This window comes from Trinickia terrae, assembly GCF_005144415.1.
GTDB classification, from domain to species: Bacteria; Pseudomonadota; Gammaproteobacteria; order Burkholderiales; family Burkholderiaceae; genus Trinickia_A; species Trinickia_A terrae.
In genome coordinates this window covers 138,713-161,688 of record NZ_SWJE01000014.1, presented here as the reverse complement: position 1 = coordinate 161,688, position 22,976 = coordinate 138,713, and the positions used below count along the sequence as shown (strand labels likewise).

Annotated in this window: 19 protein-coding genes; 7 read left to right on the top strand and 12 right to left on the bottom strand. The window is 65.5% G+C overall.

Annotated features, from left to right (window positions below; translation table 11 throughout):
• Positions 1–38: 38 nt before the first annotated feature.
• Positions 39–1,001 (top strand): sulfate adenylyltransferase subunit CysD, encoded by a 963-nt coding sequence (gene cysD / locus FAZ69_RS24185; RefSeq protein ID WP_136897622.1) that lies wholly within the window; start codon positions 39–41, stop codon positions 999–1,001.
• A 175-nt stretch (positions 1,002–1,176) separates the two neighbouring features.
• Here the strand turns inward: cysD and FAZ69_RS24180 are convergent, their stop codons facing one another.
• Positions 1,177–3,582 (bottom strand): heavy metal translocating P-type ATPase, encoded by a 2,406-nt coding sequence (locus FAZ69_RS24180; RefSeq protein WP_136897621.1) that lies wholly within the window; start codon positions 3,580–3,582, stop codon positions 1,177–1,179.
• 88 nt (positions 3,583–3,670) lie between these two features.
• On the opposite strand from FAZ69_RS24180, the gene cadR reads away from it, so the two are divergent.
• On the top strand, positions 3,671–4,102 hold the full coding sequence (gene cadR, locus FAZ69_RS24175) for a Cd(II)/Pb(II)-responsive transcriptional regulator (RefSeq protein WP_136897620.1): 432 nt from the start codon (positions 3,671–3,673) through the stop codon (positions 4,100–4,102).
• A gap of 45 nt (positions 4,103–4,147) precedes the next feature.
• Here the strand turns inward: cadR and FAZ69_RS24170 are convergent, their stop codons facing one another.
• The 5 genes from FAZ69_RS24170 to FAZ69_RS24150 all read right to left on the bottom strand — a co-directional run bounded on the left by FAZ69_RS24170 (position 4,148) and on the right by FAZ69_RS24150 (position 8,815).
• Positions 4,148–5,557 carry an FAD-binding oxidoreductase gene (locus FAZ69_RS24170; RefSeq protein ID WP_136897619.1) on the bottom strand — a complete coding sequence of 470 codons (1,410 nt, stop codon included), beginning with the start codon at positions 5,555–5,557 and terminating at the stop codon, positions 4,148–4,150.
• Positions 5,558–5,586: 29 nt separating this feature from the next.
• Entirely contained in the window at positions 5,587–6,366 is a 780-nt protein-coding gene (locus tag FAZ69_RS24165) for an ABC transporter substrate-binding protein (protein ID WP_136897618.1), read from the bottom strand.
• A 90-nt stretch (positions 6,367–6,456) separates the two neighbouring features.
• Positions 6,457–7,317: a carbon-nitrogen hydrolase family protein gene (locus FAZ69_RS24160; protein ID WP_206171234.1), complete on the bottom strand. Its 861-nt coding sequence runs from the start codon at positions 7,315–7,317 to the stop codon at positions 6,457–6,459.
• A 9-nt stretch (positions 7,318–7,326) separates the two neighbouring features.
• Entirely contained in the window at positions 7,327–8,481 is a 1,155-nt protein-coding gene (locus tag FAZ69_RS24155; protein ID WP_136897617.1) for a pyridoxal phosphate-dependent aminotransferase, read from the bottom strand.
• A gap of 145 nt (positions 8,482–8,626) precedes the next feature.
• Positions 8,627–8,815: a hypothetical protein gene (locus tag FAZ69_RS24150; protein WP_136897685.1), complete on the bottom strand. Its 189-nt coding sequence runs from the start codon at positions 8,813–8,815 to the stop codon at positions 8,627–8,629.
• Positions 8,816–9,192: 377 nt separating this feature from the next.
• Here FAZ69_RS24150 and FAZ69_RS34050 point away from each other — a divergent pair, with 377 nt between their 5' ends.
• Positions 9,193–9,786: a PAAR domain-containing protein gene (locus tag FAZ69_RS34050; protein ID WP_240702446.1), complete on the top strand. Its 594-nt coding sequence runs from the start codon at positions 9,193–9,195 to the stop codon at positions 9,784–9,786.
• 2 nt (positions 9,787–9,788) lie between these two features.
• Positions 9,789–10,571: a peptidoglycan recognition protein family protein gene (locus FAZ69_RS24140; protein WP_136897616.1), complete on the top strand. Its 783-nt coding sequence runs from the start codon at positions 9,789–9,791 to the stop codon at positions 10,569–10,571.
• On the opposite strand, the gene FAZ69_RS24135 is transcribed toward FAZ69_RS24140, so the two are convergent.
• Positions 10,548–10,871, bottom strand: a complete 324-nt coding sequence (locus FAZ69_RS24135; protein ID WP_136897615.1) for a hypothetical protein — start codon at positions 10,869–10,871, stop codon at positions 10,548–10,550. The two genes, FAZ69_RS24140 and FAZ69_RS24135, sit on opposite strands and share 24 nt — an antisense overlap.
• Between FAZ69_RS24135 and FAZ69_RS24130 the strand changes: the two genes are divergently transcribed.
• Together FAZ69_RS24130 and FAZ69_RS24125 are read left to right on the top strand one after the other, a co-directional pair.
• On the top strand, positions 10,791–11,423 hold the full coding sequence (locus tag FAZ69_RS24130; protein ID WP_369407763.1) for a YdcF family protein: 633 nt from the start codon (positions 10,791–10,793) through the stop codon (positions 11,421–11,423). The two genes, FAZ69_RS24135 and FAZ69_RS24130, sit on opposite strands and share 81 nt — an antisense overlap.
• 105 nt (positions 11,424–11,528) lie before the next feature.
• On the top strand, positions 11,529–12,305 hold the full coding sequence (locus FAZ69_RS24125) for a hypothetical protein (protein WP_240702445.1): 777 nt from the start codon (positions 11,529–11,531) through the stop codon (positions 12,303–12,305).
• 76 nt (positions 12,306–12,381) lie between these two features.
• Here the strand turns inward: FAZ69_RS24125 and FAZ69_RS24120 are convergent, their stop codons facing one another.
• The gene (locus FAZ69_RS24120) at positions 12,382–13,530 is read right to left on the bottom strand and encodes a branched-chain amino acid ABC transporter substrate-binding protein (protein ID WP_136897613.1); all 1,149 of its coding nucleotides are present in this window, start codon (positions 13,528–13,530) and stop codon (positions 12,382–12,384) included.
• An 85-nt stretch (positions 13,531–13,615) separates the two neighbouring features.
• Positions 13,616–17,563 carry a trifunctional transcriptional regulator/proline dehydrogenase/L-glutamate gamma-semialdehyde dehydrogenase gene (gene putA, locus FAZ69_RS24115; protein WP_136897612.1) on the bottom strand — a complete coding sequence of 1,316 codons (3,948 nt, stop codon included), beginning with the start codon at positions 17,561–17,563 and terminating at the stop codon, positions 13,616–13,618.
• A gap of 287 nt (positions 17,564–17,850) precedes the next feature.
• On the opposite strand from putA, the gene FAZ69_RS24110 reads away from it, so the two are divergent.
• Positions 17,851–18,036: a hypothetical protein gene (locus FAZ69_RS24110; RefSeq protein ID WP_136897611.1), complete on the top strand. Its 186-nt coding sequence runs from the start codon at positions 17,851–17,853 to the stop codon at positions 18,034–18,036.
• Positions 18,037–18,399: 363 nt separating this feature from the next.
• Here FAZ69_RS24110 and FAZ69_RS24100 read toward each other — a convergent pair whose 3' ends face one another.
• The 3 genes from FAZ69_RS24100 to FAZ69_RS24085 form a co-directional block, all read right to left on the bottom strand.
• A complete protein-coding gene (locus tag FAZ69_RS24100; protein ID WP_169708749.1) occupies positions 18,400–20,661 on the bottom strand; it encodes a primosomal protein N' in 2,262 nt (753 codons plus the stop codon).
• Positions 20,662–21,127: 466 nt separating this feature from the next.
• Positions 21,128–22,216: a uroporphyrinogen decarboxylase gene (gene hemE, locus FAZ69_RS24090; protein WP_136897608.1), complete on the bottom strand. Its 1,089-nt coding sequence runs from the start codon at positions 22,214–22,216 to the stop codon at positions 21,128–21,130.
• A 191-nt stretch (positions 22,217–22,407) separates the two neighbouring features.
• A complete protein-coding gene (locus FAZ69_RS24085; protein ID WP_369407762.1) occupies positions 22,408–22,836 on the bottom strand; it encodes an Hsp20/alpha crystallin family protein in 429 nt (142 codons plus the stop codon).
• Positions 22,837–22,976: the final 140 nt, after the last annotated feature.

Here is a 22,976-nt window from a genome sequence, read left to right as displayed (position 1 = left end):
CTTGAACCGAACAACGGAACACCACATCGAGAGCAAACATGAGCGACCTACTCGACCCGGCGCCCGCCGAGGCATCGCGCCAACCAGCAAACCGCATGGCTCACCTCGACTGGCTCGAAGCCGAGTCGATCCACATCCTGCGCGAACTGGTCGCCGAATGCAGCAAGCCTGCGCTGCTGTTCTCGGGCGGCAAGGATTCGGTGGTGGTGCTGCACCTGGCGCTGAAAGCCTTCGGCCTCGGCGCGAACCGCAAGACTTCGCTGCCGTTCCCGCTCGTGCACATCGACACGGGCCACAACTACGGCGAGGTGATCGATTTCCGCGACCGCCGCGCCGCCGAGATCGGCGCGCAGCTGGTGGTCGGCCACGTCGAGGACTCGATCAAGCGCGGCACGGTGCGCCTGCGCCGCGAGACCGATTCGCGCAACGTCGCGCAAGCGGTCACGCTGCTGGAAACCATTGAAGCGCACGGCTACACCGCGATGATCGGCGGGGCGCGCCGCGACGAAGAGAAGGCGCGCGCCAAGGAGCGCATCTTCTCGTTCCGCGACGAGTTCGGCCAATGGGACCCGAAGGCGCAGCGCCCGGAACTCTGGAGCCTCTACAACGCGCGCCTGCACGCAGGCGAGCACCTGCGCGTGTTCCCGATCTCGAATTGGACCGAGCTCGACGTGTGGCAGTACATCGCCCGCGAAGGGCTCGAGCTGCCCTCGATCTACTACGCGCACCACCGCGAGATCGTGCGCCGCAACGGGCTGTTGGTGCCGGTCACGCCGCTCACGCCGATGCGCGAGGGCGAGACGAGCGAGACGGCGCTCGTGCGCTTTCGCACCGTGGGCGACATCAGCTGCACGTGCCCCGTGGAGAGCGACGCGGACGACGTCGAGAAGATCATCGCCGAGACGGCGGTGACCGAGATCACCGAGCGCGGCGCCACGCGGATGGACGACCAGACCTCGGAAGCTGCGATGGAGCAGCGCAAGAAGCAAGGCTATTTCTGAGTGCCCCCAAGCCTGGCGCTGCGCGCCAGGCCCCCCGAGGGGGTCAATAAAACTTGGGGCGGCCCGGCGTTTTATTGAGAGCACGAACGAGGGCAGGACAATCATGAGCATTCATCAACCGGAAGACCTCGGCGATCTCGCGCGCGGACTCCACCGCCGCCGCGCGCCCTGCTCATCACTTGCGCAACAACCGCAACCCGTTCGCCACGACTATCAAGCTCGCGCCCGCATCGGCAAACACCGCCATCCACATCGTGCCCATGCCGGCCAGCGTGAGGCCGAGAAACAGCGCCTTGATGACGAGCGCGAACGCGATGTTCTGCACCAGCACCGCATGCGTCGTGCGCGACAGGCGCACGAACTCGGGAATCTTGCGCAAATCGTCGTCCATCAGCGCGACGTCGGCGGTTTCGATCGCGGTGTCCGTGCCCATCGCGCCCATCGCGAAGCCGATGCCCGCGCGCGCCAGCGCCGGGGCATCGTTGATGCCGTCGCCGACCATGCCCACCACCGCGCCGTTCGCTGACAAAGCGTCGACCGCATTGAGCTTGTCCTCCGGCAACTGATTGCCGCGCGCATCGTCGATGCCGACCTGCGCCGCGATCGCCTGCGCCGTGTGCGGGTTATCGCCCGTCAACATCGCCGTGCGGATGCCGAGCCGGTGCAGGTCCGCCACGGCGGCGCGGCTCGTCTCCTTGACGGTATCGGCGACCGCGAAGAGCGCGAGCACGCGCTCGCCGTCGATCAGCATCACCACGGTCTTGCCTTGCTGCTCGAGCGCGTCGAGCCGCGCTTCGAGTTCGGCGGAGCAGCGCCCCAGCTCCTCGACGAGCCGATGGTTGCCGAGCCAGTACGGCAAGCCGTCGATCGTGCCGCGCACGCCGCGCCCGGGAATCGCCTCGAAATCGGCGACGTCGAGCACGCTCTTGCCGATCCGGCCTGCCGCGGACGCGGCGATCGCTTGCGATACCGGGTGATCCGAGCGGCCCGCGAGGCTCGCGCCAAGATGCCGGGCGCGCTCGAGATCGATGTCCGCGCGCAGTTCGAAGTCGGTCTGCACCGGCTTGCCTTGCGTGACCGTACCGGTCTTGTCGAGCGCAAGCCACGCGAGCTTGCGGCCTTCTTCGAGGTACACGCCGCCCTTCACGAGAATCCCGCGCCGCGCGGCGGCCGCGAGGCCGCTGACGATCGTGACCGGCGTCGAGATCACGAGCGCGCACGGGCACGCGATCACGAGCAGCACCAGCGCACGGTAGATCCACTCGTGCCACAGCGCCCCGAACAAGAGCGGCGGCACGGTGGCGACGAGCAGCGCGAACGCGAACACGATCGGCGTATAGACGCGCGCGAAGCGGTCGACGAAGCGCTGCGTCGGCGCCTTCGCGCCTTGCGCTTCCTCGACGGCGTGGATGATGCGCGCGAGCGTCGTGTTGCTCGCGGCGGCGCTCACGCGGTAGTCGAACGAGCCCGACTCGTTGATCGTGCCGGCGAATACGGCGTCGCCCTCGGCCTTCTCGACGGGCAGGCTTTCGCCGGTGATCGGCGCCTGATTCACCGTCGAGCGGCCCGCGACGATCTCGCCATCCAGGCCGATGCGCTCGCCCGGCTTCACGCGCACCACGGCGCCGACCGCGACCGAGCGGGCGTCGACCGAAGCCCAGCTGCCGTCGGGCTGCTGGACCGTGGCCGTGTCGGGAGCGAGGCGCATCAGGCCCTGGATCGCGTTGCGCGCACGGTCGAGCGACTTCGCCTCGATCAGCTCCGCGAGCGTGAACAGCACCATGACCATCGCGGCTTCGGGCCATTGCCCGAGGACCATCGCGCCGGTGACGGCGATGCTCATCAGCGCGTTGATGTTCAGGTTGCCGTTGCGGAGCGCGACCCAGCCTTTCTTGTAGGTCGTCAATCCGCAGACGGCGATGGCGATGCCCGCAAGCAGCGCCGCCAGCCACGCGGGCAGGCCGAACCAGGTCGCGGCTTCCGACGCGGCAGCCGCGACGCCCGCGAGCGCCAGCGGCCACGTGCGCTTCGGCGGCGGCGCGATTGCCTCGTGCGTGCCGGCATCGGCGTCGGGGAGTTCGGGCACGAAGCCCAGCGAGCGGATTGCGTCCAGCACCGGCGCCTGCGCATCGGGCGCGTGGACCACCGTGAGGACGCGCTGCATCAGGTTGAACTCCATGGCGGAGACCGCCGGCATGTGGCCGAGCTTCTTGCGGATCAGTGCTTCTTCGGTCGGGCAGTCCATCTGCATGATGCGGATCGACGTGCGCACGCCGCCGGCGGTCACTTCCGCGGCGCGCAGCGGGGCCAGCGACGGCGCGGGAGCGCTGCAGCAGGCGCTGCCGTGCGAATCGTGCGAATGGGCGTCGTCGTGGCCGTGGCCGTGCTGATGGTCGTGATCGCGGCCACCGTCGTGCTCATGCCCGTGGTGATGTGCATGCCCCTGCTCGTGATCGTGCCCATGACCATGCCCGCACGCGTGCCCATGGCCGTGCGCCTTTCCGTGGTCATGCGCGCCGCCGCACTCCTGTGGCTGGCGGGGTGCGTTGTGCACTTCGAGCGGATTCTTGGTTTGGGTCATGACGCGCTTCCTGCATCCTTGTGTACGTTGACGTACAGTTAACACCTTGAAGCCGCTACAAGGTCAAGGCGAGGAAAAGGGGAAGCACATGAAAATCGGAGAACTGGCAAAAGCCGCGAGTTGCACGACGGAAACGATCCGCTTCTACGAAAAAGAGGGGCTGATGCCGGACGCGCAGCGCACCGATGCGAATTACCGCAGCTACTCGGCCGAGCACGTCGAGCGCCTGCGTTTCATCCGCAACTGCCGCGCACTCGACATGACACACGACGAAATCCGCGCGCTGCTGCGCCTGACCGACGACCCCGCCGAGCGCTGCGGCTCGATCAATACGCTGCTCGACGAGCACATCGGACACGTGAATGCGCGCCTCGCCGAGCTGGAGCAGCTCAAGACGCAGCTGACCGCGCTGCGCGAGCAATGCGTGGGCGAGCACACGGTCGAGGACTGCGGCATCGTGCATGGCCTGACGACGATGGAAACCGTCGCCCCTTCGGCAAAACGCACGCATGTCGGCTGACCCGAGCGGGGAAATCGGACCGCTCGCGACGCAATCGATGCCTGCCTACAAGACCTTGCCGGGATTCAGAATGCCGAGCGGATCGAGCGCCGCCTTCATGCGGCCCATCAGCTCGATCTCCGCGGCGCTGCGCGAATAGCCGAGATAGGCGCGCTTGAGGCGGCCGATCCCGTGCTCCGCCGAAATCGAGCCTCCCATCTCGCGCACGACTTCGTACACGACGCGATCGACGGCGTCTTCGCCATGCAATGGCAGGTCTTCGAGCGAGACGCCGATGTGGATGTTGCTGTCGCCGATATGCCCGAAGAAAAGGCTCACCGCATGCGGCCAGCGCTCGCCAAGCGCCGCGCGGCAACGCGCGGCGAACGCACCGATCACGCCGATCGGCAGGCTCACGTCGAAGTTGATCAGGTGCGGCAGCGTGTCGATCGCCAGGCCTTCGCGCAGCGTCCACATCTCGAGCGCCTGGCGTGTCGAGGCGGCGAGTGCCGCATCATCGAGCAAGCCGTCTTCGAAGCATGCGCCGAGGCATTGCTCGAGCGCTTCATGTGCATCCGTCGCCAACGCTGCCGCTTCGCTCGACGCGCATTCGATCAGCACGACAAACCCGTCGTCCGCGGCGAGCGGCGCGGTGACGCCGGGCGTATTCGCCGCGACGAATCGATAGAACTCCGGCCACATCGCTTCGAAGCTGATGACCGACGGCAGCGTCGCGCGCACGCGGTGCCAGAGCTTGACGACTGCGTCGTAGCCGGCGACGCGGCACAGCGCGGTCGCGGGTGGCGCGAGCTTCGGATGCAAGCGAAGCACAGCGCGCGTGATGACGCCAAGCGTCCCTTCGCTGCCGATGAAAAGCTGCTTCACATCGAAGCCCGCGTTGTTCTTCAGCATCTTGTTGAGCGAGCTCACGACGGTGCCGTCGGCCAGCACCGCCTCCAAACCGAGCACCTGCTCGCGCATCACGCCATAGCGAATCGCGCGATTGCCGCCCGCGTTCGTCGCGATGTTGCCGCCGACCTGGCACGAGCCGCGCGCGCCGAGATCGATGCCGAGCGCGAAGCCTGCTTCGTCGACGGCTTCCTGCACCGTTTGCAGCAGCGTCCCGGCACGGACCGTGACCGTGCCCGCCGCCGTGTCGATTTCCTCGAGGCCCGCGAAGCGCTCCATCGACAGCACGACCTCGCCGTCGAGCCCGACCGCGCCGCGCGCGAGCCCGGTCACGCCGCCCTGCGGCACGATGGGTTGCTTCAAGCGCGAGCAGAGCGCAAGCGCGCGCGAAACGTCATCGACCGTGCGCGGCCGGATCACCGCGCATGGCCGCACGCCGGGCGCTTCGTTATAGGCCGTGAAGTAGCGTGGATCGATGGCGCCGCCGAGCGAGACGAGGTCGCCGCCCAGCTCCTTCAGCAGCACTGCCGTGACTTCCTGCTCTCCATTGCCGCCGCTCGCCGCCATCCGCCCGCTCCTTTGCCTGGCCTCGACCGTTACTTCGCCGAGACGTCGATATTGCCGAAGTACTTCTGCGCGAGCGTCTTCACCGTGCCGTCGGCCTTCACCTTCGCGATGGCCGCGTTCAACTGGCCGCGCAATGCGTCGTCGCCCTTGCGGATGCCGAACGCAATGCCGCTGCCGAGGATCTTGTCGTCGTGCACGGGCTGGCCAACGAACGCGTAGCCCTTGCCGTCCGGCTTCGAGAGGAAGCCCGTCTGGCCCGCCGGCGCGAGCACGAGCGTCGCGTCGAGGCGGCCCGCGACGAGGTCCGAGTACACCTGGTTCTGGTCCTGGTACGGCACGACGGTCACGCCGGCCGGCTCCCAGTGCGCCTTCGCGAAGGTCTCCTGGATCGACGCCTGCAGCACGCCGACTCGCTTGCCCTTGAGCGACTCCGGCGTCGCCACGAGGCCGCTTTCGCTCTTCGCGATCAGCTGCGTCGGCACACGATAGATGACGGTCGTGAAGTCGATTGCCTGACGGCGCTTGTCGGTCGCGTTCATCGCCGAGTTGATCGCGTCGAACTTGCGGCCTTGCAGCGCCGGGATCAGGCCGTCGAACGACGTCTCGACCCACGAGCACGTCAGGTGCGCAGCCGTGCAGACGGCATTGCCGATGTCGATGTCGAAGCCTTGCAGCTGGCCGTCCGGGCCCTTGGATTCGAACGGCGGATATTGCGCTTCGAGGCCGAAGCGCATCGAAGTCGCGTCGGCGAACGCCGATACCGATGCCAATGCGCACGCGATTGCGAGCAGAACGTTGAGTCGTTTCATCGTGGATCTCCTTGCCTGGGTGTCCTTGGGTATGTTGCGGGCCGCTCAACCGGCGGCTTGGGCGCGTCATCGGCATCGATGACGCGCCAGTCAAAAAGCGGCGACCTCGGATGGCGTCGCGATGCGCTTGTGCGTGAGCACCGGCAGGCGCTCGCGCACTTCGCGCAACGAAGATGCGGTGAGCCGCGCCACCGCGATGCCCGGCTCGTCGTCACGGCGCGCGAGCACGTCGCCCCACGGTCCGACGATCATGCTGTGGCCGAACGTGCGCCAGCCGTTCACGTGGGTGCCGCACTGGCCCGCCGCAATCACGTAGGCCTGGTTCTCGACCGCGCGGGCGCGCAGCAGCAGCTCCCAGTGCGCGAGGCCCGTCGTGTGCGTGAACGCCGCGGGCACCGCGATCACGTCGGCCGCCGGCGCCGCGCGGTAGAGCTCGGGAAAGCGCAGGTCGTAGCAGACCGACAGCCGCAGCGTGCCGAACGGCCCGTGCGCCGTGCCGATGCTTTGGCCGGCCATCATCGTGTCGGCCTCGGCGTGCCGCTCGGCGCCCTGGTTGAAGCTGAACAGATGGATCTTGTCGTAGCGCGCGCTGCAGTTTCCGTCCGGATCGAACAGCAGCGCGGTGTTGCAAGCGTGCGTGCCTTCCTGCGCGCCGCCGCGTTCGGGACGGATCGGCACCGTGCCGCCGATCAGCCACACACCGGTCTCGCGCGCGAGCTGCGCGAGCGCCCGCTGGATCGGCCCCGCGCCGAACGGCTCGGCGAGCGCGACGCGTTCTCGCTCGTCGTTGCCGATCCAGCAGAAGTACTCCGGAAGACTGACGAGCGTCGCGCCTTCGCGTGCGGCCTGCTCCACCCAGCGCCGCGCTTCGCCGAGGTTTTGCGCGACGTCGGCGGTGCTGCTCATCTGCACGACGGCCGCGGTCAGCGTCTCAATCATTTCTTTGCTCATCGTGCTTCCTCAGATCGAGCAAAGACGGCGCGCGCCTTCGATCAGCGTCGCGTCGTCCTTCGAGAAGCTCAGGCGGATCACGCCCTCGTCGGTGCCGTCCGTGTAGAACGCGGAGAGCGGAATCGTCGCCACGCGCACGTCGCGAATCAGGCGCAGCACGAAGTCACCGTCACTTTCGCCGGAGAAGTGGCGAAAGCGCGCGAGCATGAAAAAGCTGCCCTCGCTCGGCAACAATTCGAAGCGCGATTCGGCAAGCGCTTGCGCAAGCAGGTCGCGCTTCTTCTGATAGAAGGCGGACAGGCCGAGATAGCTCTCCGGCTCGGCGAGCGCATCGGCGAACGCGTACTGCATCGGCGTATCGGCGGAGAACACCATGAACTGGTGGACCTTGCGGATCTCGTCCATCAGCGCAGCGGGCGCGAGACAGTAGCCGACGCGCCAGCCCGTCACGTGATACGACTTGCCGAACGACGACACGATCACGCTGCGCTCGGCCAGCTCGCCGTGCCGCGCCATGCTGTGATGGCGCGCGCCGTCGAACACGACGTGCTCGTAGACCTCGTCGGAGAGGATCACGATGCCGGTGTTGCGCGTGAGCGCTTTCAGGCGCGCGATGTCGTCGTCGCTGAAGATCGTGGCGGTCGGGTTGTGCGGCGTGTTGACGATGATCATCCGCGTCTTCGGCGTGATCGCCGCGGCGACCTCGTCCCAGTTCACGCGGAAATGCGGCTGCGAAAGCTTGATCGCGACAGGCTTCGCGCCCTGTAGGCGGACGATCGGCGCGTAGCTGTCGAACGACGGCTCGAAGTAGATGACTTCGTCGCCGGGATGCACGAGCGCGCTGATCGTCGAATAGAGGCCTTCGCTCGCGCTCGCGATCACGGTCACTTCGGTTTGCGCGTCGTAGCGCACGCCGTAGAGGCGCTCGACCTTGTCGGCGAGAGCGTCGCGCAGCGCGCCGATGCCGGCCATCGGCGCGTACTGGTTGTGCCCCGCGCGCATCGCGGCGGCGACGCCGTCGACGAGCTTCGCGTCCGGCGCGAAATTCGGCGCGCCTTGCGACAGGTTCAGGGCATCGTGCTCGGCTGCGAGCTGGCCGATCACGGTGAAAATCGTGGTGCCCACATCGGGCAGTTTCGAGCGTGGTGTCCAGGCGCTCTGCATGTTCGCTCCTCCATCCGGCGGCCTAGTGCCGCGCGGCGTACGTGCCGATGAGGCCGGCGCATGGCCGGGGCCTCGTTAGAGTATGCAGATTAGGCCCGACCGAAATGGCCGCCACAATCGAAACTTTGTCATGCGGGGCATGCGTTTACGTCATGGGGCGGCCTTCGATCTGCTCGTAGACGACGGTGCCGTCGTCGGCCTCGAAGCGCTCGACGTAGTTGCGCGCGCCGCACATCGGGCAGCGGAACAGGAGGCCTTGTCCTTCGTTCTTGATGATGACGTCGGCTTGCTCCCATTGAGCTTGGCAGGATTGGTTTCTGCAGGTGAATGTCATTGATGCTCCGGTGAAGTAAATAAGGTGAGGCGCAATCGCGCTGCCGGGAGCAAGAGTATCGCGATGCAGCTCACATACGCCAAAGATCTTGATTGCCATCAACCCTTGTTTCGTCTGTTATGCAGCCGGCATTCAACAAAAGCAATACTCGCTCATTTCGGACCAATCCTATAGACGTGTTGCCGCGCCTTCGAATATGAGTGCTCAGTTGCCCCTCATTCAATCATCGTAAGGAGCTTTTTCTATGCCGCACGTTGAAGGACAAAAGGACGCTCAGCCTGATTCGTCGATCAAAGCAACGCATCTGCTTGCGACCATCGGGTCGCTAACCGAGCGCGGCGGACGCATCACGAAAGCGACGAGTTGACGAGGGGTACATGATTCGATATTTCCTCGCAAGAGGCGACCGCGCCGGGAATGCAGTGATCATTGACGGGCTGCCGAACATCACCTGTTCGAATCCCCCTCCGCGCGTGGAGATTGCCACTCTCTACATGAAAACCTACTGCACGGCCTGCAAACGCGAAGGATTCATTGCGCCCAAGGGACCGCGTTTGCCGGGCACCGCGCCTAATGGCGAGCAGTGGGCGCTCAGCGGCGACATCAACGTTTGCGGTTGTAATCCCCCGCCGGTCTTCTATGCAGAGCGTGGCATGAAGATGACGTTCACGGCGGAACAAGTCGCGACGCTCATCGCTCCGCCGACAAGTACTCGGCCGGCCGCAACCGTCTCTCCACCACCGAGCTCCCGCATCGAATCACCACACTCCCGGTGGTTCTTCATTTCGGACAGCACGACCGGGGAGCCTTTGCCCAATCGTGACTTCATCGCGAATGTCGGAGGCGTCCGGCAGGCGGGGAAAACCGATGCCAACGGCTACGCACAAATTACGACTGACAGCGAACAGCCGGTCGAGATCCATGTTGTATTCAAGGCACCCAAACGCAAATTGAATCCTCGAGGAGCCTAACCGTGCCAGCCGACTACACCGTCGAACATTGGACAACGTCGCATACCGTAGCAGGCAGCAGCAAGCATGACGCCATCTCGATCTCGGTCAACGATCGCGCCGCGACACGGCAAGCCATCATTGAAAGGCTTAAGCAGAAAGGCTATACACTGCTCGAACGTTCCTCTTGGAACGCAAAGCCTCCTAAACACGGTCTGACGCCAACTAACTGGGACTATCGGGATATTGTGATTCACCATGCTGGCCGTAGTTATTCGTGTGCTTTGAACGGGCATGGTGCCATTGAGCAAATCCAGAAGGCTCAAGAATATGACATGCGTAAGTTCTACGATATTGGCTATCACTACGCGGTTTCGTGTGGCGGTGAACTGATTGAAGCACGTGATATCAGATTTACAGGATCTCACGTGGCGGGAGACAACAAAGGAAAAATCGGCATTGTCCTGCTCGAAAATTTGGCTGAAGCGGGTGAGGCTTGGCAACAGGAATACAGTCGGAAATCACTTTGGCAGCAACTCAAGGGAGCGCTTGATATCGCACGAGACGCAGTGGCATTCGATCATGCATTGCCGACGAAAGTGCAGATCGACGCATTGTCAGCTCTGATAGGAACACTCAAGGAGTTCTTCGACATTTCGGCATTAGGCGGACATCGCGAATATCAACTTCTCGCGCCCGGCAACGAAGGGCGGGCATGTCCGGGAAAGTATGGTATGCAAGTGGTCGACGAAATGCGTGAGAAGTTCATACTTCGATCTCCTTCAAAACGAAATAAACCAACTTAGTTGCTGATTAATAATATACGTGTGACGTTCAAACTGGCTTTGAATCAACTGGCAACGCTGCTCGTTGGGAACGCGCTCTTTTACTGGCAGTCCGGCCATTTCTTCGACTGATCCGAGCCATTCACTGCTACCAAGGTCCGGGCCATGTCCGTGACCATCCGATACATCAAAGTAGTTTCGATCTATGTATGAAAGCCATTCATTTGTGCATGGCCGAGCGTGAGGAGGACGCGGCATGCTTGTCGTGATAACAAGCCACCCGAGTACGATAACGATAAAAAAACCGGCGAGGATTTTCATTTGAGCCTTTTTAAGATCATTACTTGCCTATGGCTGCTCGCCGGCGCAGTGCTGGCTTCGGCCGGTCTGCTGTCCCGAGCGCAACCTGCGGACGTTGCGATCGTGCTAGGAAACACCGTGTATCGCGATGGTAGTCCGTCGCCGAGGCTGGCGGCAAGGCTGGATAGGGCCAGTCAGTGTTATGAGCAACGGCAATGCGGACTTATCTTCGTGAGCGGTGGTGTTGACGCGTCCGGCACGGATGAAGCCGTTGCGATGCGCGCCTATCTGATACGCCGAGGGGTTCCAGCTGGCAGGATAGTAGTCGATAGTGCAGGGGTCGACACTTGGGCTACCGCGCACAACGCAAGCACCTTCATGCGAGATCGCGGACTGTCGAGCGCGATCGTAGTAACACAATATTTTCATCTTCCGAGAGCCATGTTGGCGCTTAGGCGCTTCGGTGTGCGTGACGTTAGCGGCGCATATCCTCAGTTTTGGGAAAGTCGGGACATCTACTCCGTTGCGCGCGAAGTACCTGCCTTTGTCTGGTACGGCATCCGCACCCGCTAGCCAAGAACTGCCCAAAGTCAAATACAGATTCAAGTGAGCCGCCCACGGCAGCACGATTTTCTGGACACACAACCCGGACTACCTGAAAGCGACAGGAGGGAAAGCATGCCGATGAAAACCGCAAGCACGCTGGCGGCAGCCTTGGCTGCTATGTCGATCAATGCCGCTGCTCAGTCTTACGATAGCTATGATGCGTTCTACGCTGCCCAGCCGGATACAGTGTTCGGCGTCCCGATCAAGCAAGATATCGACCCGAATGAGCCAACCGCTCATGTGCTCCATTCCTACCCGGATAAGCCAGGTTATTTCACGGAACTACACGCCAAGCTGGAACAGAAGGCGTTGACTATTGAGCTTTGGCAAAATCGCATCGTAGTCGACGGTAAAACCTATCGTTTTGCGCGCGCTACGGCATTTCCGGGAGAGCACGCGTCGAATATCTTTCCAGAGTCAGCCGAAGTGTTCGTAGCCGCGCGAGCAAACATCCATCCGCCCCTGGTTTGCGTGGAAGGACACGGCAGCGCCTCGGGCGAAGCATCCAGCCGATATCAGCAAATCTTCCTCGTGATGAACCCGCTGGCCCGCAGGCCCGTGTTTTTGCAACTGCCCGGATTGCTTTCGTCGTGCCGGGCCGTATTGGTGACGAAAGACGGGAAGCTTGCCTTCCCGAAGAACAGCTATCTATTCGATGCTACGCAAGAATCCCGCGTTGGCCTGCTAATGTCGTACTACACCTTTGAGAACCAGCGCTTCGTCCCAGCCCTATACGAGATCAGGCTCCGATTTACGCGTCCCGAGGTACCGTTTCAATTCTCAGTTCAGGACAAGAACGAAACAGCTTCCGCCTTCGCGCCCCAAATGAAAAAAGCTCCGCGGGGATAACCCCGCGGAGCCTGACCTACCCGCGCTACACGCAAACCACGCGCGGCGCGGCGCGGCGCATCCATCAAACCAGCGATTACTTCCCGCCGATGCTCTGCAGCGGCGTCCACTTGCCGCCTTCGACCTTGTACACCGTGATGCCACCGTTCCTCAGGTCGCCCTTCGTGTCGTACGCGAGGTGCGTCGTCGTCACGGCGGGCATGTCGGTCTGCGCCAGCAACGGCAGGTACTTCGCCGGATCGGTCGAGTTCGCCTTCTTCATCGCGTTGAACATCGCCATCGCGCCGTCGTAGGCGTACGGCGAGTACGTCTGCACGTCTTCGCCGAAGCGCTTCTTGTACTTCGCGACGTAGTCCTTGCCACCCGGCATGTCGTCGAGCGGCAGGCCGGCCAGCGAAGCGATCGTGCCGTCCGCCGCGTCGCCCGCCACTTGCAGGAACGTCGGGGTGTGGACCATTTCACCGCCCATCAGCGGAGCCTTCATGCCCAGCGTCTTCATCTGCTTGACCATCGGGCCCGCTTGCGAATCCGCGCCGCCGTAGTAGATGAGATCCGGATTCGCCGCCTTCAGCTTGGTCAGGATCGCCTTGAAGTCGACAGCCTTGTCGTTCGTGAACTCGCGGTCGACGATCGTCGCGCCCGCAGCCTTCGCGGCCTTCTCGAACTGGTCGGCGAGACCCTGGCCGTAGGCCGTGCGGTCGTCGACGATCGCGATCTTCTTCATGTTCAGGCTCTTGACCGCGAACGTGCCGGCCACCGAACCCTGCTGGGTATCGGAGGTCATCATGCGGAACGTGGTCTTGAAGCCTTGTGCCGTGTACTCAGGCGCCGTCGCCATCGCGATTTCGGGGATGCCCGCGTTCGCGTAGATGCGCGAAGCCGGGATCGTCGTGCCCGAGTTGAAGTGGCCGAGCATGCCCTTGATGCCGTCGTCGACGAGCTTCTGCGCGACGGTCGTGCCCGTGCGCGGGTCGGCCTGGTCGTCGGCTGCGTCGAGCACGAACTTCACCGGCTTGCCGCCGATCACCGGCTTGGTCGCGTTCATGTCTTCGATCCCGAGCGTGATGCCGTTCTTGAAGTCCGCGCCATAGTGCGCTTGCGCGCCCGTCATCGGGCCGGCAAAGCCGATCTTCACTTCATCCGCTTGCTGCGCGTAGGCCGTCCCCGCCAGCGACAGTGCGGCAACCAACGTTGCGCCTGCCAGCTGTTTCATCGTGTGTTGCATAGCTTCTCCTAGGTACCAAGGTGGTGGTGGAGCGGCTTCGGGGTCGCCTTACCGCTTCCTTTTTGAATCGATCGATGAGGGTCGCTCAGCCGATCGTCATCAAATTCGCATTGCCGCCTGCCGCAGCCGTGTTCACGCTGACCGAGCGCTCGGTCAAGAGGCGCTCGAGCGCGTAGTCTTCGTCGCCGTTCCCGAGCGAGCCCGCCGCCACGCCCTGCACCGAGACGATCGGCCCCGGGCGCTTCGCGACTTCCTTCACGAGCGCGAGCAGCTCGTCGCTGTCGCCTTCGAACAGGACCGCGTCGAACGACGCATCCGCGCCCTTCGCCACGCTCGCGTGGGGCTTGAGTTGGGCCGGCAGCGCGGCGAACAGCTCCTCGCCCGCCGCGCCCGAGAACAGCGCGCGGTTGCCGGTGGCGAGCACCGCCGCGAACTGCGCGCGGGCGCCGCTCGCCGTCGTGGGCACGCAGGATACCGTACCGCGCGCGCCGAGCGTATACGTGTTGCGTTCGCCCGTCGGTCCCGGCAGCACGGCGGTCGCGCCGGCCAGCACGTGCGCGAGGTAGCCGTCGCAGCGCGCGGCGAGCGCCGGCTCGCGCTCGGCGATCAGCCAGTCGCGCAGCGCCGCGAGCGCGGCGGCGGGCGATGAACCGTCGGCGCTGCCGTTGCCATTGCCGTCGGCAGGCGCATCGACGATAAGCGACGCCGCCAGCGACTTCGGCAGCCCCGCCGGACGCTTCGCGAGCAGGCGCTGCAGATAGAGCGCGCCGCCCGCCTTCGGACCCGTGCCCGACAAGCCTTCGCCGCCGAACGGCTGCACGCCGACCACTGCGCCGATCACGTTGCGGTTCACATAGATGTTGCCGACGTGCGCGCGGCTGATCACATGCGCGATCGTCTCGTCGATGCGCGTATGGATGCCGAGCGTGAGGCCATAGCCGGTCGCCTTGATCTGCTCGAGCAGCTTGTCGAGGCCGCTCCTGCGATAGCGGATCACGTGCAGCACCGGGCCGAACACTTCGCGCTTGAGCTCGTCGATGCTGTCGAGCTCGATCAGCGTCGGCGGCACGAAGGTGCCTTGCGCGCAGCCCTCCGGCATCGGCAGTTGCGTGACCACGCGGCCTTTCTCGCGCAGCGCGGCGACGTGCGTATCGATCGAGCGCTTCGCTTCGGCATCGATCACGGGGCCGACGTCGATCGAAAGGCGGTCGGGGTTGCCCACCGCAAGCTCCTTCATCGCGCCCTTGAGCATCGTCAGCGTGCGGTCGGCGACGTCGTCCTGCAGGCACAGCACGCGCAGCGCGGAGCAGCGCTGGCCGGCCGAGTCGAACGACGACTGCAGCACGTCGGCGACCACCTGCTCCGCGAGCGCCGACGAATCGACGATCATCGCGTTCTGCCCGCCCGTCTCGGCGATCAGCGGAATCGGCCTGCCGTCCGCATCGAGGCGCTCGGACAAGGTCTTGTTGATGAGGCGCGCGACTTCGGTCGAGCCCGTGAACATCACGGCGCGCGTGCGATGGTCGGCGACGAGCGCGGCGCCCACGGTCTCGCCGTTGCCCGGCAAGAGCTGCACCGCGCCCGGCGGCACGCCCGCTTCGCGCAGGATGCGCACGGCTTGCGCGGCGATCAGCGGCGTCTGCTCGGCCGGCTTCGCGATCACGGTGTTGCCGGCGGCGAGCGCCGCAGCGACCTGGCCCATGAAGATCGCGAGCGGGAAGTTCCACGGGCTGATGCAGACCACCGGGCCGAGCGGGCGGTGCGTATCGTTCGAAAACTCGTCGCGGATCTGCGTCGAGTAGTAGCGCAGGAAGTCGATCGCTTCGCGGATCTCGGCCACCGCGTTCGGCAGCGACTTGCCCGCTTCGCGCACCACGAGGCCCATCAGCGTGTGCATCTGCGCTTCGAGCAGGTCGGCCGCGCGCGCGAGGCAGTCGGCGCGCGCCTCCACGGGCGTCGCCTGCCAGATCGGCGCGGCGGCCACGGCGTTCGTCAGCGCGGCGCTCACGTGCTCCGCGGTCGCTTCGACCACCGTGCCGACGAGATCGCGATGATCGGCCGGATTGCGCACAGGCCGCTCGCTTGCGGCGGCACAGGCGATCCCGTCATGCTCGAGCATCGGCGCGGCGCGCCACGGATGATGCGCACTCGCCAAGAGCGCCGACGACAGCGACGCGAGCCGATGCTCGTTCGACAGGTCGAGCCCCATCGAATTGAGGCGCTCGGCGCCGTAGAGATGGCGCGGCAGCGGGATCTTCGCGTGCGGCGCGCCGAGCGGCGAGATCTTCGACGCTTCCTCGACCGGATCGGCGACGAGATCCTTGACGGGCACGCTCTGGTCCGCGATGCGGTTCACGAACGACGTGTTCGCGCCGTTCTCGAGCAGGCGGCGCACGAGGTAGGCGAGCAGCGTCTCATGCGTGCCGACCGGCGCGTAGACGCGGCACGGACGATTCAGCTTGTCGCGGCCGGTCACTTCTTCGTAGAGCGGCTCGCCCATGCCGTGCAGGCACTGGAATTCGTACTGGCCGGGGTAGTAGTTCTGCCCGGCGAGGTGATAGATCGCCGCCAGCGTGTGCGCGTTGTGCGTCGCGAACTGCGGATAGACGGCATCGGGCGCGCCGAGCAGCTTCTTCGCGCAGGCGAGATAGGAGACGTCCGTGTAGATCTTGCGCGTGTAGACGGGATAGCCTTCGAGGCCGTCGAGCTGGGCGCGCTTGACTTCGCTATCCCAGTACGCGCCCTTCACGAGCCGCACCATCACGCGATGGCGGCTGCGGCGCGCCAGATCGATGACGTAGTCGATCACGAACGGGCAGCGCTTCTGATACGCCTGGACCACGAAGCCGATGCCGTTCCAGCCCGCCAGATCCGGATCGAAGCAGAGTGCTTCGAGCAGGTCGAGCGAGATCTCGAGGCGGTCGGCCTCTTCCGCGTCGATGTTCAGGCCGATGTCGTAGCGGCGCGCGAGGACTGCGAGCGCGCGCACGCGCGGCAGCAGCTCGCTCATCGTGCGCTCCTGCTGCGAGCGCGAGTAGCGCGCATGCAGCGCCGACAGCTTGATCGAGATGCCCGGGCCTTCGTAGATGCCGCGGCCGCCCGCCGCCTTGCCGATCGCGTGGATCGCCTGCTCGTAGGACGCGTAGTAGCGCAGCGCGTCCTCTTCCGTGGTCGCCGCTTCGCCGAGCATGTCGTACGAGTAGCGGAAGCCGCGCGCCTCGTACTTGCGGCTGTTGGCGAGCGCTTCGGAGATGTTCTCGCCGGTGACGAACTGCTCGCCCATCAGGCGCATCGCCATGTCGACGCCCTTGCGGATCAGCGGCTCGCCGCCCTTGCCGATCAAACGCGTAAGCGCCGACGAAAGGCCCGCTTCGCTATTGGTCGTGACGAGCTTGCCGGTGATCATCAAGCCCCAGGTCGCCGCGTTGACGAACAGCGACGGCGCATGGCCGACGTGCGACTTCCAGTCGCCCTTGCTGATCTTGTCGCGGATCAGCGCGTCGCGCGTCGCGCGATCGGGAATGCGCAGCAGCGCTTCGGCGAGGCACATCAGCGCGACGCCCTCCTGGCTCGACAGCGAAAACTCGTGGATCAGCCCTTCGACGCCCCCGCCGCTGCGCTTCGCGCGCAAGTTTTCGACGAGTTTGGTCGCCATGGTCTCCACGTCGGCGGCGAGATTCGCGGGCAGCCGGGCCTGGCCGATCAGGAACGGCACGCACTCGGGCTCGGGACGGCGGTACGCCGCCGTGATCGCCGCGCGCAGCACCGATTGCGGCTGCACGCTCTGAGCGAAATCGAGGAACGGATGCGGCGCGCCGTCTTCGGCGTCGCCGGTAGCACCGTCAGCCAGATCGGCCGAGCCGATGTGGCCGGAGAGCTCGGCAGGCATCTGGCCGTGCTCGATCTTCTCGAGATAGGCAAAGATCGCCTGCTTGATGAGCCAGTGCGGGGTGCGCTCGAGACGCGCTGCAGCATCCTTGAGCCGTGAGCGGAGGATGTCGTCGACTTTGACGCCTAAGGTGGTGCTAGCCATGATTCCTTCGTTTGCCGGCCGACAGTGGCGGCGAATGACCAAAAAGTTGGCGAATCGTACCCCTCCCAATAAAAAGGTGCAACCAAATATCGAGCGCGGTTGCACCCCTCGCAGAGCCTTTAACAGCAAGGCTTCCCGGGAAATGGCGTCAGCCGGGGCCGTTAGGGTTGCGCTCGGTATTTTCCCTGAGCGGAAATCGTTATCATCGCCCTCTTCGCGGGCGAAACGCTGCCGTTAACCCAGGTACGGGGTGTAGCGAACAGTGCGAAGCACGAAAGGAGTGGCAAATGGAAAAGTGGCTTGTGATTGGCAGCATCTGGACGATGTCCATGGTTTGCCTCGTTCTTTTCGTGCGCGGCGCTTCGCCCGCACACAACCGCGCCGTCGCGATGGCGCGTTCGCGCGAAGAGCGCCGCAGGAAAGAAGCGCTCGGGCGTCAGTCAGGATCGGCAGTAGAACCGGAACGGACTTAAGCAGAAAAAGCGTGGCGTGCGCCAGCCGCCGGGGAGGACTGAGCGCATGCATCGTCGGGGAACACCAGCCGGCCGTGCGAACGGCACAGGCGGCTATCGGCGACGCTCGCACCCAACCCCGACCCGAATACAGCGAGGCCCGAAATGCTTTGCTCGAAAGATTGCCGATTGTCCGCGCGGTACCGGCAGCCGCAACAACGGGGACGCAGGCCGGCACCGGCCCGCTCGAGACCGCTCATGACCCCGGCCTCAAGCTACGCCAACAGGGTGCGAACCCGTGCGCGGACGGCGCGCAGCCGGCTGCGATATTGACGGCGACGCCCGCCGTGAACGCCGGGAATTCCGAACCGACCCGATCCCTGGCTAGATGTCGAGCGGATCGACCTCGACGTTCCAGCGCAGTACGCCCTTGAGCGCGCGCAACGCCGGCTGCCACGCGCGCAACGTGCCCTGCAGCGCCGCGCGCGACGCGCTTTCGAGCAGAAGCTGCGCGCGATGGACGTTCGCGACCTTGACGATCGTCATCGGCACCGCGTCGTAGACGGTCACGCGCTCGGCCGCCGCAATTCCCGCGAGCGCAGCGGCAGCCTGCTGCAGGAAGGCCAGCGCCGCGTCGAGCGTGCGCCCCTCGGCGCGCAACAGCGCCTGGTAAACGAACGGCGGCAGACGGGCATCGCGCCGCTCCGCGAGCGTCGAATTCGCAAATCCCACGTAGTCGTGCCGACCGAGCGCGTGATAGAGCGCGTGGCGCGGATAGCGCGTCTGCACCAATACTTCGCCCGGCAGCCCGGCGCGCCCCGCGCGCCCGCTCACCTGCATCAATTGCGCAAAAAGCCGCTCGCTCGCGCGGAAATCGTGGGAGAACAAGGCGGTATCGGCATTGAGCACGCCGACGAGCGACACGCGCTGAAAATCGTGCCCCTTGGCGATCATCTGCGTGCCGACGAGAATGTCGACCTCGCCCGCGTGCACGTCCGAAAACAGCGCCTGTGCGCTGCCCTTGCGGCGCGTGCTGTCCGCATCGATACGCAGCACGCGCGCGCCCGGCACGGCGGCGGCCAGTGTCTCCTCGACGCGCTGCGTGCCGCGCCCGAGCGGGGCGATGTCGACATTGCCGCACTCCGGGCATGAACGCGGAATGCGCGCTTCCCAGCCGCAGTGATGACAGCGCAGCGCGCGTTCGGGCTTGTGCAGCACGACATAGGCGCTGCAGCGCGGACAGCCGGCCACCCAGCCGCAGGCGTCGCACGCCAGCGCCGGCGCATAGCCGCGCCGGTTCAGGAACACGAGGCTCTGCTCGCCGCGTTCCAGGCGCGCTTTCAGCGCGGCGATCAGCGGCCCTGACAGCCCCTCGACCGACGCCCGCCCACGCCGCCGCTCGTCTTCGAGATCGATCAGCCGCACCGTCGGCAGCACCGCTTCGGCGACGGCCCGGCGCGCCAGCGTCAAGCGCTGGTAGCGGCCCTGATCGGCGTGCCACCAGCTCTCGAGCGACGGCGTCGCCGAGCCCAGCACGACCGGGATGCCGAGTTGCTTCGCGCGCCAGACGGCCAGGTCGCGCGCCGAGTAGCGCAGCCCTTCCTGCTGCTTGTAGGCCGGATCGTGCTCCTCGTCGACGACGATCATTCCGAGTTTCGGCAAGGACGCCAGCACCGCGAGCCGCGTGCCGAGCACGATGCGCGCATGCCCGAGGTGCGCGGCGAACCAGTTGCGCGCGCGCTCGCCTTCGGCGAGGCCGCTGTGCAGCGTCACGATGGCATCGCCGGGCAACGCCGCAAAACGCGCGCGAAACGCGGCCTCGAACTGCGGCGTCAGGTTGATTTCGGGGACGAGCACGAGCGCCTGCGCATCGGGGCGCTCGGCAAGCAGCGCGGCGAGCGTGTGGAGATAGACCTCGGTCTTGCCGCTGCCCGTCACGCCGTGCAGCAGGAATGGTGCGAAAGCGCCGGTGGCGCCGATGGCTTCGACGGCTTGCGCCTGCTCGTCGGTGAGCGTCACGCCTCGAGCCGGGGGCGCCGCGGACGCAGAGCCATTCGCCGCGCGCGGCATATCGCGGGCAGCCGCCGGGTCGATCACCTGGTGCTCGACCCAGCCTTCCGCCTGCCACGTCGCGAGCGTGGCGACCGCTTTCGGATGGATCGCACGGGCCTCGGCAGGATCGATCGATTCGGCGGCCGCGAGCGCTTCCGCAAGCCGCCGCAAGGCGCTCGCGCGCGCCGGCAGCGCCTCGGGCAACGCCGCGCGGCCGCCGTCCGTCAGCCGGTAGCGCTCCTCCGGCGCAAACAGCCGCGCCCAGCGCGACGCGTCGCGCAGCGCCTGCGGCAACGCCGGCAGCGCCACCTCGCCGAGCCCGCGCTGGTAGTAATCCGCCGCGAACGTCGCAAGCGCGAGCCATTCGGCGGACAGCGGCGGGCACGCGCCGCAAAGTGCGCCGGTATCGCGCAGCCGCTCCGGCGGCACGTCGCTGTGAGCGGTCACTTCACAGACGAGCCCCACCACATGCCGCTTGCCAAACGGCACCTGCGCCAGCATGCCCGGAGCGGGCTGCAGCGCAGCGTCGCAGCGGTAATCGAAGAGCGTCGGCAGCGGATGATCGAGCGCGACGCGGACGAACACGCCGCTCACGCTCCCGCGCGCTCCGCCGCGCCGGCCGGCCGGCGCGAACGCCGCGTTGCGGCCCCGGCAGCGAAGTTAAAGTAAAACATCACATTCGCCGCTAAGTTTTGGATTCTCATTAAGAATTGCCCGGTTGCCGATGAGCCTGTGGATAACTTTGTTGAGAAGTCGCCCGGCAAACCGGAAGAATGGCTCTGGGACGCCATTCTGTGGGCAATCGCACACTGTTTCCGGGTGCCGTCAAACCCTTACCAGACAAGGCTGGACACTGTCAAAAGCACAATTCCCGAGATAATGCCAGCGACAAATCGCTCTGCCGCGCCGCAACGAGTGGAATGTGTATAAGTCAAGTCTTGACAATCACAAGACAGCCAAATGACGCGGCCCCCGGCGAGGGTTCACCCTTAAGGGAAGAGCCCACTTTGATGCGACGCAGCAAATATTTTGGCTGGGCGGCACTCCGCCGGAACGGCGCTCACGCACCCGCCCGGACCGCGCGGCTATGCCGGTGAACCTCGTCGACCAGTTCCGCGACATGCTCGGGCGGCGTGAACTGCGAGATGCCATGGCCGAGGTTGAAGACGTGCCCCGGATGATTGCCGAAGCTGTCGAGCACTTTGCGCGCTTCCTCGCGAATCGCCGCAGGCGGCGCGAACAGCACCGAAGGATCGATATTGCCCTGGAGCGCGACGCGCGCGCCGACGCGCTCGCGGGCCCGGCCCAGGTTCACGGTCCAGTCGAGGCCCACCGCATCGACGCCTGTCGCCGCGATCTCTTCGAGCCACAGCCCGCCGCCCTTCGTGAACGTGATCACGGGCACGCGCGCGCCGTCGTGCTCACGCTTCACGCGGCTCACCACCTGCTCGATATAGTGCAGAGAAAAGCGCTGGTAGACGCCGTCGGCGAGCGCCCCGCCCCAGGTGTCGAAGATCATGACGGCCTGCGCTCCGGCTTCGATCTGCGCGTTCAGATAGGCCGCGACCGCCTGCGCGTTCACGTCGAGAATGCGGTGCATCAGGTCGGGCCGCGCGTAGAGCATCGACTTGACCGTGCGGAAGTCGTCCGAGCCGCCGCCTTCGACCATGTAGCACGCGAGCGTCCACGGGCTCCCCGAGAAGCCGATCAGCGGCACGCGCTGGCGGCCTTGTCCGTCGGTGAGCGCACGGCGGATTTCGCGCACCGCGTCGGTCACGTACGACAGGGTCGCGCCGATATCGGGCGCCGCGAGCTTCGCGACGTCGGCCTCCGAGCGCACCGGATGGGCAAACTTCGGACCTTCGCCGGCGGCAAAGTCTAGACCGAGGCCCATCGCGTCGGGGATCGTCAGGATGTCGGAGAAGAGGATGGCGGCGTCGAGCGGGTAGCGATCGAGCGGCTGGAGCGTGACCTCGGTCGCATAGTCCGGGTTCTTCGCAAGACCGAGAAAGCTGCCGGCGCGGCTGCGCGTCGCGTTGTACTCGGGCAGATAGCGGCCCGCCTGGCGCATCAGCCAAACGGGCGTGTAGTCGGTCGGCTGGCGCAGGAGCGCGCGCAGAAAGGTGTCGTTCAGAAGGGTATGAGCCACGGTGGAGCGACCAAAGGCGTAGAGCAAACGGCAATTCTACCGGAGGCGGGCTTCCCGATCCCGCGGGATACGCGCAATGAGGCGCGGCGCACCCCGCTCGCCTGGCGCACTGCCGCGCCGCCCGGCGGCGCCCGCGCAAAACAAAGCCGCGCGGCTCATCGCCGCGCCGGCTTTCGTCCGTCGCCCAGGCGTTATTCCACCGTCAACTGACGCGTCTTGGCGGCGGCCTTCTTCGGCAGCGTCAGCGTCAGCACACCGTTTTCGAACTTGGCGCGCGCGTTCGCTTCGTCGACCTCGTTGGGCAGCGCGTAGCTGCGCGACACCGCACCGTACTGCCGCTCGCTGCGCAACACGCGGAATTTCGCGCCGGCCTCGCCGCCATTTTCAGCGCTCAGCTCGCGCTTCAATTCGGCGCGCAGCGTCACGACGTTCGCGTCGATCGACACCTGGATGTCCTCTTTCTTCACGCCGGGCAAATCCGCGAGCAGCGTGAAGCCGTTGGCGTCTTCGCGCACTTCGGTGCGCACGTCGATCGCGGCCGGCGACTCGCCCGGCACCTGGCCATGCACGGGACGAATATAGAAACCAGGCGCGAAATCGCGGAATAGTTCTTCAAACATGGAACGGCTGGTCAACGACGACATTTCGAGCTCCTTTGAATTGGACACACGCAGAAGCGCCGCGCGCAGACACGCTGCGCATCGTTCACTGGAGGCGTTCCGCCATGACACAAAGATAGGGTGTCGCAGTCGATGTTCAA

Bases quoted from the DNA above. Each gene is read 5' to 3' on its own strand.
- FAZ69_RS24110 (WP_136897611.1), top strand. From the start codon at position 17,851: ATGGAAAAGTGGCTTGTGATTGGCAGCATCTGGACGATGTCCATGGTT.
- FAZ69_RS24120 (WP_136897613.1), bottom strand. From the start codon at position 13,530: ATGCAACACACGATGAAACAGCTGGCAGGCGCAACGTTGGTTGCCGCA.
- FAZ69_RS24125 (WP_240702445.1), top strand. From the start codon at position 11,529: ATGCCGATGAAAACCGCAAGCACGCTGGCGGCAGCCTTGGCTGCTATG.
- cadR (WP_136897620.1), top strand. From the start codon at position 3,671: ATGAAAATCGGAGAACTGGCAAAAGCCGCGAGTTGCACGACGGAAACG.
- FAZ69_RS24180 (WP_136897621.1), bottom strand. From the start codon at position 3,582: ATGACCCAAACCAAGAATCCGCTCGAAGTGCACAACGCACCCCGCCAG.
- FAZ69_RS24135 (WP_136897615.1), bottom strand. From the start codon at position 10,871: ATGAAAATCCTCGCCGGTTTTTTTATCGTTATCGTACTCGGGTGGCTT.
- FAZ69_RS24085 (WP_369407762.1), bottom strand. From the start codon at position 22,836: ATGTTTGAAGAACTATTCCGCGATTTCGCGCCTGGTTTCTATATTCGT.
- FAZ69_RS24160 (WP_206171234.1), bottom strand. From the start codon at position 7,317: ATGAGCAAAGAAATGATTGAGACGCTGACCGCGGCCGTCGTGCAGATG.
- FAZ69_RS24155 (WP_136897617.1), bottom strand. From the start codon at position 8,481: ATGCAGAGCGCCTGGACACCACGCTCGAAACTGCCCGATGTGGGCACC.
- FAZ69_RS24150 (WP_136897685.1), bottom strand. From the start codon at position 8,815: ATGACATTCACCTGCAGAAACCAATCCTGCCAAGCTCAATGGGAGCAA.
- FAZ69_RS24165 (WP_136897618.1), bottom strand. From the start codon at position 6,366: ATGAAACGACTCAACGTTCTGCTCGCAATCGCGTGCGCATTGGCATCG.
- putA (WP_136897612.1), bottom strand. From the start codon at position 17,563: ATGGCTAGCACCACCTTAGGCGTCAAAGTCGACGACATCCTCCGCTCA.
- cysD (WP_136897622.1), top strand. From the start codon at position 39: ATGAGCGACCTACTCGACCCGGCGCCCGCCGAGGCATCGCGCCAACCA.
- FAZ69_RS24170 (WP_136897619.1), bottom strand. From the start codon at position 5,557: ATGGCGGCGAGCGGCGGCAATGGAGAGCAGGAAGTCACGGCAGTGCTG.
- FAZ69_RS34050 (WP_240702446.1), top strand. From the start codon at position 9,193: ATGATTCGATATTTCCTCGCAAGAGGCGACCGCGCCGGGAATGCAGTG.